The following is a 12,792-nucleotide window of genomic DNA, read 5'->3' on the forward strand; positions in this document are numbered from 1 at the left end:
AATTATATCAATAAGGGAACCAGCTAATAGTGGTTCCCCTGTTGGTTAAAGATAACTTCTGAATCGTCAAAGTGTCAATTCTAATCCTTTCAGGAATTCTTCTGCTTTTCGCAAGTCTTCCGGCGTGTCAATGCCTACGGTCTCAACATCGGTAATACCTACTTTGATACGGTATCCATTCTGAAGCCAGCGGAGCTGCTCAAGGCTTTCTGCTTTTTCGAGGGATGATTGGGGTAATTGTGTGATTTCGCGGAGCACATCTCTGCGGTAAGCGTAAATTCCCAAGTGTTTTAGGAAAGGATATTTCTCCAGCCATTCAGACTTGTCTATGCCGCGGACGAAAGGAATTACTGAGCGGCTGAAGTACATTGCATACCCATGGTTATCCACCACTATTTTAGGGGAATTCGGATTCTCCAGGGCTTCTATCGTGGAAAACGGCTTTCCCAAGGTAGCAATTTGTGTATCAGGATTTTTGAAGCATGCACATAAAGCCTCTATCTGACTTTGCTGGATGAAGGGTTCATCGCCTTGGATATTTACCACGACATCGAAATCCCCATTGATTTTTCCAATTGCTTCCTCTATGCGGTCGGTACCGCTTTTATGGTCAGAACGCGTCATGACGGCCTTACCTTTAAAGTTCATTACCGTATCATATATTCTCTGATCGTCAGTAGCCACATACGCATCGTCAAGCATGCCAATTACTTGCTCGTAAACCCTTTGTATTACGGGTTTGCCGCCAAGTATGGCAAGAGGTTTTCCGGGAAAGCGTGTCGATGCATAGCGCGCAGGAATAATTGCTATGAATTTTGTCATGATTTGATATAAATAATTTCTGCAAAGATACTAAAATTTACTAATACATTTTGAATTATCGATGTTTTTTGCTAATTTTGACCATTGAATATTAAATTTTGAACTTGTGAAAATTAGAATATTAGCATATATACTTCTCTCTTTACCTTTGGGCATCAATGCCCAGAAGATAACCCTGGGCTCATGTATTACACATGACGGGGGCACTTATAAAGGAGAGCTGATGAATGGAAAACCTCATGGAAAGGGTATTACGGTTTTTAAGAACGGTGATACTTTCGAAGGTGAATATGTGAAAGGGTGGCGACAGGGATATGGTGTCTACTCTTTTTCGGATGGAGAAAAATATGAGGGTCAGTGGTATCAGGATCAACAGCATGGGCGTGGTACTTATTATTTTATGAACAACAATAAGTATGTTGGTCTCTGGTATCGCGACTATCAGCAAGATCATGGTGTCATGTATTATTATAATGGCGACAAGTATGATGGCAACTGGGACCATGATAAGCGTTCGGGTAAAGGAAAGTATACTTATGCCAATGGCGCATATTATAATGGTCAGTGGAAAGATGACAAGAAATCGGGCAAAGGTTTCTTTGATTGGGGAGATGGAACTACCTATGATGGGATGTGGGCGAACAATCAGCGTTCTGGGAAAGGAACATTTAAGTACGCCGATGGCGATACTTATATAGGCGACTGGAAGGATGACATTCAAAATGGAAAGGGAATCTATAAGTTCCAGAATGGCGACTACTATGAAGGCGACTATCTGCAAGGCGAGCGAACTGGGATTGGGATATTCCGCTATGCGAACGGCGACAAATATCAGGGACAATTCCTTGAGGGAGAGAAACATGGGGAGGGAACTTATATATGGCGGAATGGTGATAGCTATACCGGCAGCTGGAAAGCAGACATGCAGGATGGGCATGGTAAGCTCGTGAAGAAATCAGGCGATATCTTTGAAGGGAACTTTAAGGCGGGTAAAGTAGATGGTGAAGTTACTATTCATTTTGCTGACGGCAGCAAGTTCAAGGGTTCTTATAGAAATGGGATGCGTCAGGGACCAGCCATTGAAGAAGATAAAGACGGTAAGCGTTTCGAAGGCACATATGACCGTGATGAGCGCGTAGGCAAGTTTCTAGAAAAAGATGGTAATGGGCAGATTACTGCTCGTGGTCATTACGAGCGCGGGCGCAAGATTTTGGATTAATTAAGATGGAGATACTATGATTATTGATACGCTTGATAATCTGGAAAAGTATATAGGTGTAAATCCTTTGATAGGAGAGGTTCTGGAATTCGTCAGGGCGCATGACTTGAAAGATTTAGCGGTAGGACATTATGTCCTGAAGGGTGATGAGGTTTTCCTAAATATAGATATGAGTGAAGGCAAGACCCGTTCAGATGCATTTCTGGAGTTCCATCACAAGATGATGGATATTCAGATTCCTTTCGACGAAGAAGAATATGGATGGAGCCCAATTGAGGAAGTTCCGCACGAGGACTATGACGCCGCTCGTGATATTGGCTTTGCACCGACAATAAAGCCGCAGCAATATGTAAGATGCAAACCTGGGATGTTTGTCGTATTTGCTCCTCAGGATGTGCATGCTCCCCTGATTACGGAAGCAAGGGAAATCAAGAAAGCAATATTCAAAATTAAAGTATAAATATTATGGTTGCTACACACAAAGTTACCAAACAGGTTATGAAGGCTCCAAAGCATATAGGACTGGTGAAGAACGATTCCTATCTTGAACCGTTCGAAGATGCCATCCGTGGACGGTATGAGCATGCTATGTGGAAGATAAACGAGTTTGCCCAGAATGGCAAGCAGAGTCTCTCCGAGTTTGCCAATGGCTATGCTTACTATGGGCTGCACCGTTTACCTAAGGGATGGGTCTTTCGAGAGTGGGCACCCAATGCCACGGATATTTATCTGATGGGAGACTTCAATAACTGGCAGGAAGAAGAGGCATATCGTTGCAAGCGCATCCAAGGTACGGGTAATTGGGAGCTTAAGTTGCCGACCAAGGCAATGAAACATGGCGACCTCTATAAAATGCATGTGTATTGGAATGGTGGAAATGGAGAGCGTATTCCTGCATGGGCACAGCGCGTCGTCCAGGATGAACAGACAAAAATATTCTCTGCGCAGGTCTGGAATCCGCTACATCCCTATATGTGGAAGAAAGATAAATTCAAGGCAAAGGTGAATCCTCTGTTCATCTACGAATGCCACATTGGCATGGCTCAAGATGCGGAGAAAGTGGGAACCTATCGTGAATTCAAGGACAATATATTACCCAGGATTATCAAAGCCGGCTATAATTGCATTCAGATTATGGCTATTCAGGAGCACCCTTATTATGGTAGTTTCGGCTATCATGTGAGTTCATTCTTCGCTCCTTCATCTCGTTTCGGCACTCCCGAGGAGTTAAAGGAACTCATCGACACGGCTCATCAGAATGGAATTGCCGTCATTATGGATATTGTGCATTCCCATGCAGTGAAGAATGAGGTAGAAGGCTTGGGAAATCTTGCGGGTGATCCCAATCAGTATTTCTATCCGGGAGAGCGCCGCGAGCATCCGGCCTGGGATTCTCTCTGTTTTGACTATGGGAAGAATGAGGTTGTGCATTTCCTCCTGAGCAATTGCAAATACTGGCTTGAAGAGTATCATTTCGACGGTTTCCGATTCGACGGGGTAACTTCCATGCTCTATTATAGTCACGGTCTTGGCGAGGCTTTCACTAACTATGGTGATTATTTCAATGGGCGTGAGGATGACAATGCCATCTGTTATCTGACGCTTGCAAATAAGCTCATTCATGAAGTAAATCCTGATGCCATTACCATTGCGGAAGAAGTGAGCGGTATGCCGGGACTTGCGGCCAAGTTTGAAGACGGAGGCTACGGATTCAACTATCGAATGGCCATGAATATCCCAGACTTCTGGATTAAGACCATTAAGGAATTGAGAGATGAAGACTGGAAGCCGAGCAGCATCTTCTGGGAGGTAAAGAACCGTCGTGCAGACGAGAAGACCATTTCCTATTGCGAGTCTCACGACCAGGCTCTTGTGGGTGATAAAACCATTATTTTCCGTCTGATAGATGCCGATATGTACTGGCATTTTAAGAAGGGAGACGAGAATGATGTGGCTAACCGTGGCATTGCATTACACAAAATGATACGGCTCGTAACGGCTTCGGCCATCAATGGAGGTTATTTGAACTTTATGGGGAATGAATTCGGACATCCAGAGTGGATAGACTTTCCCCGTGAGGGCAATGGCTGGAGTTACAAGTATGCCCGGCGGCAATGGCATCTTGTAGATAATAAGGATCTGGACTATCAATATCTTGGTGATTTTGACCGTGCAATGCTGAAGGTCCTTAAGGGTGAAAAGAATTTCAACAAGACGCCGGTTGTGGAAATCTGGCATAATGATAGTGACCAGGTCCTTGCCTTTATGCGAGGTGAGCTGATTTTTGTGTTCAACTTCTCGCCGACTCGCTCATTCACGGATTACGGCTTTTTGGTGCCTACGGGATCGTATGATGTGGTCTTAAATACTGATGCCAGGGAATTTGGAGGGAACGGCCTGTCGGATGACAGCATAACTCATTTTACCAACTTTGACCCCCTTTATGTGGAGGACCGTAAGGAATGGCTAAAATTGTATATCCCTGCACGGTCTGCCGTGGTTTTAAAAAAGAATTAAGTTAAATGGTAAAAATAGCGAAGAATAGCACCATGCTCATGAAGATCGTGTGTGCTATTCTGTTTTTGATTTTCACATTCTGCTTCCTTTATTGTTATCAGGCAGACATCCTTACCGTTGGACAGCATGTGCTCTCCGAGGGACAGACTCATTACGACCGTACGATAGGTGCCGTGCTCATTACCATCGTGCTGTATCTCTTGCAGTTGGGCGTCTACTCCTTTACGAAGTTTGAGCGCCGTACCCACGCATTGACCTATTTCCCCTCATTGCTCATCCTTGCCACAATCACGGATATTAACACGGATATTGATCGCGGACTTTCTCTGGGAGTCTGGCTCTGGGTATTTCCCCTTCTCCTCGTTTTATACGCGGTATGGATATGGTTGTCAAGGCGGTTCCAGCCTTATGAGCCGGATACTAATTCTTCAGGCCTGTTCTCGCGAATGATGTGGATAAATGTTCTCGCCATGGCGTTCATGTTTTTCCTTGTCGGATTGGTCAGTAACCATAACGATGTGTTCCATTATCGCATGCATGCGGAGAATGCCATGTTACATGATGATTTCAAGGAGGCCTCATCGGTGGGACAGAAATCCCAGGCCACAGACTCTTCGCTTACCATGATTCGTGCTTATGCGTTAGGTCGGCAGGGGCTGTTAGGAAGTCGTTTTTTTAAATACTCGCTGATAGGCACATCAAAGGTATTGCTTCCGGACGGGGTTACTACCAAGCTGTTGCTTTATCCCGAGGACAAGTTCTATAAAAGTCTTGGAGTAGTGCTTATGCCCAAGAAGGCTGCCATGGGTTATCTTGAGTTTGTCAACAAGCATCATTTAGGAACGCGGATGGCCGCAGACTATCTTCTTACGGGTTATCTCTTAGACCGCCGTCTGGATGATTTTGCCCATGCCATTACCCAGTATTATGATGTGTCGAAAGAGCTTCCCGTACATTATAGTGAGGCTCTGGTGTTATATAATCATATGCGCTCCAATCCTTATGTGGAGTATCACAATACTGTGGTAGAGGCTGACTATAAGGACTTTGTGCGGCTCTCGCGTTCTGAAAAGCAGCCGGCGGCAAGGCTGGCAACGCTTAAAAGAACCTTTGGAAATACTTATTGGTATTATTATCTTAATAAATAAAGGCAGCGAGCCCTCCTTTGTTTTTTGCAAAGAAGGGCTCGTGATATGATTCCGGTAAGGGAACCAGGTTAGTAATTGTTGTCCTTCACCTCTTGTAATGCACTCACCCAGTCGGTATCAAGCGAGAACTGAGTGAGGAACTTGTCGTTGTCTACATATCCATAGATAATGTCCTTGTCCATATCGTGGAAGAGGGCGTTGTGGGTAGTGGCGCTTTTATATCTGGCCATGATAATCTCCCGCTGTGATTTTTTCTTCTCGTTGGAGAGACGATTGATGTAGCGGTTTACAAAGTCTATCATGGCATCCGTCTGCTGCCCCAGCTGATAGGCAGTAAAGTCGGAGCTTTCAGCCGCTTTCATGATGATGTAATAGATGGCATCCCACTTGAAAGTGGCAACCTTCCGTGCGTCAAGACTCTTGGAAACATCATTCTTGATGGCTTCCTCCTGCTGCATGATGCGCCTTACTTCCTTGTAAATCTCTTGCGACGATGCCGTGAGCGTGAATGCAAACATCAGCATCAGTGATAAAATAATTTTCTTCATGTTCTTATAACTCATATTTTTCTAATTTATTATTTATTGCTTAATTCTGTCGGAATTCTTTTTTGCAAAGTCCTTCCAGCTGCCATAGTGGTGTTCCGATTGAGGGGCGTTGCTTTGCAGGAAATGGCAGTAGGCAGCCCCCAGAGCATCGGTGGCATCCATGAACTTCGGCATTTCCTTTTCCTCGAGTTTCAGGAGTCGCTTCAGCATGCCCGCAACTTGCTCCTTACTTGCTCTTCCGTTTCCAGTGATGGCCATCTTGATTTTCAGAGGGGCGTATTCATGGATAGGGATGTCATGGTGTATGGCAGCCGCAATGGCAACCCCCTGAGCCCTTCCTAATTTCAACATAGACTGTACATTCTTCCCAAAGAATGGAGCTTCAATGGCCATCTCGTCTGGCAGGAACTCGTCTATAATGCCTGTAACGCGGTCGAAAACCTTACCTAATCTGAGATAGGGGTCGCTCATCCTCCGCATATCGATTACGCCCATGGCCACCATTTCCGCCTTGTTGCCTATCGCCTTGATGACTCCATATCCCATGACATTGGTTCCAGGGTCGATTCCGAGTATGATTTTCTCCGCTTTTATCATCTGTCCATATATGGATTAGTGGCAAGCTCCAGTCCTATTGTCGTTGGATTTCCATGCCCGGGATAAATCTTGGTTTCGTCGGGAAGCTGTCCGATGATTCTTAGGCTCTGTATAATCTGGAACATCGAGCCGCCGGCAAAGTCGGTTCTTCCAATAGAGCCTCTGAAGAGAGTGTCTCCGGAAAAGGCCACATTTTCTTCCTTGCAATAGAAAAACACGCTGCCGCGAGAGTGTCCGGGAGTCTCGATTATCGTGAAGACATGGTTCCCGAATAATATTTTGTCCGTTGAGTCCAGGTATTTTCCCACGGTCGGCATGTCATATTCAATGACGACGCCCGTAATTGCCTGAGCCTGTTCGGGAAGTTCCTCCATCAGATATTTATCATTTTTGTGCACTTCAGGCCTTAATCCGAATTCCTGATAGATGATGTTGTTGCCAAAGTTGTGGTCTATGTGCCCATGGGTGGCAATCAGGTGTTTGGGAGTAAGTTTGTTTTCATGGATGTAATCCACGATGTCCTTTCGCTCTTCTTCCAGGAAAGCTCCGCAGTCGATGATGATGCACTCATTGCTTTCGTCATTTACCACATAGCAGTTTTCCTGCAGCATGTTGCATGTAAAGCGTTCTATTTTCAGCATGGAATATAGATGACATTCTTTTCCTTAAACCATTCCTCGTCAAACCACTCCGCTATGGGCATTACATCGGCAATTTTCCTGAAGGATTTCAGTTCGTCGTCCAGATTACCGCCCTTGAGGGTGATGATGCCATTGGGCAGGGCGTTGCGTTGCTCCTTACTGATATTCTTGCACACCATCTTTATGAGGTCGGGCAGGGGCATTACTGCACGGCTGACCACAAAGTCGAATTTTTCCTTCTCGTCTTCACCCCTCAGATGTTCTGCCACCACATTCTTGAGGCCGATGGCATTGGCTACTTCCTGTGCGACACGGACTTTCTTGCCTGTTCCGTCAATGAGTTTGAACTGGCAGTCGGGAAACATGATGGCAAGCGGAATACCGGGAAAGCCTCCTCCTGTCCCGATATCGAGAACCCGGGTGCCGGCCTTGAAGCGAATGGCTTCGGCAATTGCCAGCGAATGGAGCACATGATGCTCATAGAGATTGTCGATGTCCTTTCGGGAGATGACATTTATCTTGCTATTCCAATCACCGTATAAAGTTCCCAATTGCTCAAATTGCTGCTTCTGTACATCGGTAAGATTTGGGAAGTATTTGTCTATTATCTGCATAATCTCTTCATTTCCGTCCTATATTCATGAGACATCCTTGTTGCTGTATCTTCGTCGGCACCTTGATGTCGGAATATCTTTATCTCATTCAAAAGTAATATATTTCGTGCAAAGTTACGATAAAAATTCGTAACTTTGTATCTATATAGTATTATTTAAGGTAAAAATGATAAAAGCAGCTCTTTTCGATTTAGACGGGGTGGTATTTGATACGGAGCCACAGTATACGAAATTCTGGGATGAGGAAAGCAAGCACTATTTCCCTGATGAACCGGATTTTGCGCATAAGATAAAAGGGCAGACACTCGTGGAGATAATCGACCTCTATTTTCAGGACTTTAAAGCCGAGGTTCCACAACTAATAGACCACATCAATGAGTTTGAGAGTCATATGCGCTTTGAATATGTCCCGGGATTCCCGGAATTCGCCTCTGAACTCAGGAGAGTGGGGTTGAGAATCGCTATTGTTACAAGTAGCGATCTGTCGAAGATGCAGAAAGTCTATCAAGCGCATCCGGAATTCAGGTCTCTGGTCGACAAGGTGTTGACTGCAGAGGATTTCAGCAAGAGCAAACCAGACCCAGACTGCTATCTCAAGGGTGCAGAATATTTTGGCTTTGAGCCTCAAGAGTGTGTCGGGTTTGAGGACAGCTTCAACGGCTTGAAGGCCGTTCGGGCGGCTAATATGCTCACGATAGGGCTGGCAACTACCAATTCTGAGGAATCCATTCGCGGCTATTCCGACATCGTGATAAAAGACTATGGAAATTGGAAAGCGGAAATTGGGCACCTTTTCGGTCTCTGACCGTATTTCCCGATTTGGCTCATGCGGCTTGGGGCAGTCATGGCTTGGCCGACGGAAAAATAAAGACCTCCTGTGAGAATATAACTCAAGGGAGGTCTTTCTATGTTTTGCCTTTCATTTCGGAATCAGGCCCTTTCATGCAATGGCCTACTTTGCCTCCTCCATGTTGCCTTCCACATAAAGGCGGGTCATCTCTATCTTGCCGTTGGAACGAATGGTGATAGACTTCTTGAAATGGCCGGGAAACTTGCCGGCACCGTTGTATTTCACCTTGATTTCACCCTTCTCGCCCGGTTTGATTGGCTGCTTGGTAAATGTGGGTACGGTGCATCCGCAGCTCGCAACAGCCTGATTGATAATCAGCGGTGCGCTGCCCACATTGGTGAAAGTGAAGGTTGCGGTCTGTACGGCATCCTTCTCGCTGAAGGTTCCGAAGTTATGCGTAATCTTATCGAACCTGATTTCTGCCTGTTTGTTTTGCGCCTGCATCGAGAGACAACCCACGAGCAACATAGCTATCATTAAAATCTTTTTCATATTCAGTTGTCTTAAAAACGATGCAAAGATAATAAAACTTTTTATAGATGTTGCGTTTCTCTCCTTTTTTTATATAATATTAATCCTTGAGGAGCGGTTTCTTTTTACGGCTAAATGTGAAACCAGCAAACATGGAAAGGCTTGTTTTGTAAAGAAAACATAACGAAAAAAGAGTCTTACGAAATCTGCATTTTAGGCTCGTAAATACGGTTGGTTAGCCAGAAAACATCGGTTTCTGGTATACTTTTCTCCTCAAAAACGGCTAAAAGGTTGCTCTCTATGTTCAAGGAGGCGGCCTTTTGCAGGGTCGGAAGCCGTTAAAAGCAACGCAGTTTGCCGCCTTTTAGGGTCAAAAAGGCGGCCTTTTACTTTTTTTGCTTCCGTTTTTTGGACTTTAAAGTTCATGGATTCTCGTAATATTCTGATATCTAACGAGTTGTGAAAAGTTGAAATTTAGGCCTGCTTTTGCAGCCACTCGTGTGCTCGTTGATTTCAAGGGGCTTATTTTGGAGATGTTTGTAATAAAAAAGTATCAGGTCTCTGCTTCGCCTGTTTCTGCGTTTTTATAGTGCAAGATGATGATTCCTATTGCCAAGAGGGCTTTTCCAAGATTTAATGAAAGATTTATTTTGCACTCTCATCAAAATATTGTAATTTTGCAAGTCAGTAATAAATACGGAGTTATATGTATAGAACGAATACTTGTGGGGAGCTTCGTCTCTCCGATGCCGGCAAGGAAGTTGTACTTGCAGGATGGGTTCAGCGCGTGAGGAAGATGGGCGGCATGACCTTTGTTGACCTCCGCGACCGTTATGGACTTACCCAGCTGGTCTTCAATGAGTCTGACAATCAAGACCTCTGCGACGCCGCAAACAAGCTTGGGCGCGAATATTGCATTCAGGTGAAGGGTGTTGTCAATGAACGGCAGAGCAAGAATCCGAAGATGGATACGGGAGAGATCGAGATACTGTCAAGGGAGCTGAACATCCTGAGCCCCAGCCTTACGCCCCCCTTTACGATAGAGGATAACACCGACGGAGGAGATGATCTCCGCATGAAGTATCGTTACCTCGACTTGCGCCGCCCCTCTGTGCGCAAGAATCTGGAGCTGCGCCACCGCATGACCATCCTCATTCGCAACTTCTTGGACAACAAGGACTTCATAGAAGTGGAGACGCCGATTCTGATAGGCAGCACTCCCGAAGGGGCTCGCGACTTCGTGGTGCCCTCTCGCATGAATCCCGGACAGTTCTATGCATTGCCTCAAAGTCCCCAGACCTTGAAGCAATTGCTCATGGTGGCAGGCTTCGACCGCTATTTCCAGATAGCCAAGTGCTTCCGCGACGAGGATTTGCGTGCCGACCGACAGCCGGAATTTACGCAGATAGACTGTGAGATGAGCTATGTGGATCAGGACGATGTCATTAACATCTTTGAGGATATGGCACGCATGCTGTTCAAGGAAATCCGAGGCGTGGAACTGCCGGAAAAGCTCGAGCAGATGACTTGGCACGAGGCGATGCGTCGCTTTGGGTCTGACAAACCCGACCTCCGCTTCGGCATGGAGTTCGTGGAGCTGAAGGAGGCCTTCAGCGGGAAAGGCGATTTCCCCGTATTCAATGAGGCCAAGTATATCGGTGGTATCTGTGTGCCTGGATGTGCTGACTACACCCGCAAGCAGCTCGACCAACTGACGGACTTCGTAAAGCGGCCTCAGGTGGGTGCCAAGGGACTTGTCTATATCAAGTATAATGCCGACGGAACCATCAAGAGCTCGGTCGATAAATTCTATACCCAGGAGGTGCTTCAGGAAATCAAACAGGCAATGGGTGCCAAGGACGGCGACCTCGTACTTATCCTGAGCGGCGACAATGTCAATAAGACCCGCATACAGCTTTGCGCACTCCGTCTGGAGATGGGCGACCGTCTGGGCTTTCGCGATAAAAATATTTTCAAGTGCCTCTGGATTGTCGACTTCCCACTCTTTGAATGGAGCGACGAGGAACAGCGCCTGATGGCCACTCATCATCCGTTTACCATGCCGAATCCTGACGATATCCCGTTGCTGGAAGAACATCCGGAACAGGTAAGGGCCAAGGCTTACGACTTTGTCTGCAACGGCATCGAGGTGGGCGGGGGCTCAATTCGTATCCACGACACACAGCTTCAGGAGAAAATGTTCAAGATTCTCGGTTTCACAGAAGAGCGTGCAGAAGCCCAGTTTGGATTCCTGATGAACGCCTTCAAGTATGGTGCCCCTCCTCATGCAGGGCTGGCTTTCGGCCTTGATCGCTTCGTCTCCATCATGGCAGGTCTTGACTCTATCCGTGATTGCATCGCTTTCCCGAAAAACAATTCTGGCCGCGATGTAATGCTCGACGCTCCTTCGGAATTAGATTCGAAACAACTTGACGAACTCCGGATAAAAGTTGATTTGAATCAAGAAAGATAAGAATAGTTGACAAAAAACAAATAAAAACAGCATTTTTTAGTCATATATCTTGGAGGTATTGAAGATAAATAGCTAACTTTGTGGCGTTTAAGGGTAAAACCGTTGGTTATTTTTGAGAGACGGTTAAATTAAAATTAAAAGTTATTATGGCAGAAAAGAAAGCAACACAGGCAGCTGCAGCAGTAAAGAAGGCAGCTCCCGTAAAAAAGGAAGCAACTGTAAAGGCTGCTCCGGCAAAGAAGGCTGAGGCTCCCAAGAAGGCAGTTGTGGCAAAGGCAGCAGTAGCACTCAACGCTTTGAATGTAGGTTTTAAGGCCGGTGATGTATACCAGGCACTTGCAACGGCAGAAAAAGCTCTTACTGTAGCAGAAATCGCTAAGGCAGCAAAGATCAGCACAGAGGAAGTTCTCCTCGGCATGGGCTGGTTGTTTAAAGAGGGCAAGATTAAGGATGAGGGCGCAAAGGTTGTCCTTGCTTAAATCGACGATATTTCAAGAAAGCCGTGCTCTGATTCGATGAGAGTGCGGCTTTTTTTATGAGTAGAAGGAAGTGAATTACGACAAGGAGATTATTCGCATATTGCAGGAAGTTGATGATGAGGGAATCTCGATTATGAAGATTGCCCGTCATGTGTTCAATGCTTGTAATTCACTCTTTGAGCCAGAAGACTTTAAGACTGTCCATAAAGATGTGGCAAAGTTTCTTGCAAGATATTCGAAAAATCCTGACTCGCTCATAGAAAGAGCAAAGATCAGGGGACGCTACCGCTTGAATATGAAATCGGGAAAGGCACAGCAGTTAATGCTGGACTTTGCAATGGATGATCAGCGAGAGGAAGAGGAGTCTGGCGTTGATAATGGTAGTGCCCCTTCCTTGTTTGAGTAAATATTCA

General features: G+C 45.7%; 14 protein-coding genes. 8 read left to right on the forward strand and 6 right to left on the reverse strand.

Going from position 1 to position 12,792, the window contains the following annotated elements; genetic code table 11:
• Window positions 1-66: 66 nt before the first annotated feature.
• Entirely contained in the window at window positions 67-822 is a 756-nt protein-coding gene (gene kdsB / locus BM114_RS02535; RefSeq protein ID WP_092110070.1) for a 3-deoxy-manno-octulosonate cytidylyltransferase, read from the reverse strand.
• A 106-nt stretch (window positions 823-928) separates the two neighbouring features.
• On the opposite strand from kdsB, the gene BM114_RS02540 reads away from it, so the two are divergent.
• From BM114_RS02540 to BM114_RS02555, 4 genes are read left to right on the forward strand one after another with little or no spacing between them, the layout of a single operon-like run.
• Window positions 929-2,041 (forward strand): MORN repeat-containing protein, encoded by a 1,113-nt coding sequence (locus tag BM114_RS02540; protein ID WP_092110072.1) that lies wholly within the window; start codon window positions 929-931, stop codon window positions 2,039-2,041.
• Between the two features lie 16 nt (window positions 2,042-2,057).
• Window positions 2,058-2,501 carry a NanQ anomerase/TabA/YiaL family protein gene (locus BM114_RS02545; RefSeq protein WP_092110074.1) on the forward strand — a complete coding sequence of 148 codons (444 nt, stop codon included), beginning with the start codon at window positions 2,058-2,060 and terminating at the stop codon, window positions 2,499-2,501.
• Between the two features lie 5 nt (window positions 2,502-2,506).
• Window positions 2,507-4,558: an alpha amylase C-terminal domain-containing protein gene (locus BM114_RS02550; RefSeq protein ID WP_092110076.1), complete on the forward strand. Its 2,052-nt coding sequence runs from the start codon at window positions 2,507-2,509 to the stop codon at window positions 4,556-4,558.
• A 5-nt stretch (window positions 4,559-4,563) separates the two neighbouring features.
• The gene (locus BM114_RS02555; RefSeq protein WP_092110078.1) at window positions 4,564-5,706 is read left to right on the forward strand and encodes a DUF6057 family protein; all 1,143 of its coding nucleotides are present in this window, start codon (window positions 4,564-4,566) and stop codon (window positions 5,704-5,706) included.
• Window positions 5,707-5,774: 68 nt separating this feature from the next.
• Here the strand turns inward: BM114_RS02555 and BM114_RS02560 are convergent, their stop codons facing one another.
• From BM114_RS02560 to rsmG, 4 genes are read right to left on the reverse strand one after another with little or no spacing between them, the layout of a single operon-like run.
• Entirely contained in the window at window positions 5,775-6,269 is a 495-nt protein-coding gene (locus BM114_RS02560) for a hypothetical protein (RefSeq protein WP_255406403.1), read from the reverse strand.
• A gap of 18 nt (window positions 6,270-6,287) precedes the next feature.
• Window positions 6,288-6,851, reverse strand: coding sequence for a crossover junction endodeoxyribonuclease RuvC (ruvC, locus tag BM114_RS02565; protein ID WP_092110080.1), 564 nt, complete (start codon window positions 6,849-6,851; stop codon window positions 6,288-6,290).
• Window positions 6,848-7,492, reverse strand: coding sequence for an MBL fold metallo-hydrolase (locus tag BM114_RS02570; RefSeq protein WP_092110082.1), 645 nt, complete (start codon window positions 7,490-7,492; stop codon window positions 6,848-6,850). The genes ruvC and BM114_RS02570 overlap by 4 nt, the downstream gene beginning before the upstream one ends.
• Window positions 7,486-8,109, reverse strand: coding sequence for a 16S rRNA (guanine(527)-N(7))-methyltransferase RsmG (rsmG, locus tag BM114_RS02575; protein WP_092110084.1), 624 nt, complete (start codon window positions 8,107-8,109; stop codon window positions 7,486-7,488). Before rsmG ends, BM114_RS02570 begins: the two co-directional genes overlap by 7 nt.
• A gap of 163 nt (window positions 8,110-8,272) precedes the next feature.
• Between rsmG and BM114_RS02580 the strand changes: the two genes are divergently transcribed.
• Window positions 8,273-8,911 (forward strand): HAD family hydrolase, encoded by a 639-nt coding sequence (locus BM114_RS02580; protein ID WP_092110086.1) that lies wholly within the window; start codon window positions 8,273-8,275, stop codon window positions 8,909-8,911.
• Window positions 8,912-9,058: 147 nt separating this feature from the next.
• Here BM114_RS02580 and BM114_RS02585 read toward each other — a convergent pair whose 3' ends face one another.
• Entirely contained in the window at window positions 9,059-9,448 is a 390-nt protein-coding gene (locus BM114_RS02585; RefSeq protein WP_092110089.1) for a DUF1573 domain-containing protein, read from the reverse strand.
• 685 nt (window positions 9,449-10,133) lie between these two features.
• On the opposite strand from BM114_RS02585, the gene aspS reads away from it, so the two are divergent.
• The 3 genes from aspS to BM114_RS02600 all read left to right on the forward strand — a co-directional run bounded on the left by aspS (window position 10,134) and on the right by BM114_RS02600 (window position 12,785).
• A complete protein-coding gene (gene aspS / locus BM114_RS02590) occupies window positions 10,134-11,900 on the forward strand; it encodes an aspartate--tRNA ligase (RefSeq protein ID WP_092110091.1) in 1,767 nt (588 codons plus the stop codon).
• Window positions 11,901-12,046: 146 nt separating this feature from the next.
• Complete coding sequence (locus tag BM114_RS02595; protein WP_092110093.1) at window positions 12,047-12,379, forward strand: winged helix-turn-helix domain-containing protein; 333 nt, start codon at window positions 12,047-12,049, stop codon at window positions 12,377-12,379.
• 70 nt (window positions 12,380-12,449) lie between these two features.
• Entirely contained in the window at window positions 12,450-12,785 is a 336-nt protein-coding gene (locus tag BM114_RS02600) for a hypothetical protein (RefSeq protein ID WP_092110095.1), read from the forward strand.
• Window positions 12,786-12,792: the final 7 nt, after the last annotated feature.

The sequence above is a fragment of the Prevotella sp. KH2C16 genome, from assembly GCF_900113305.1.
Taxonomy (GTDB): domain Bacteria; phylum Bacteroidota; class Bacteroidia; order Bacteroidales; family Bacteroidaceae; genus Prevotella.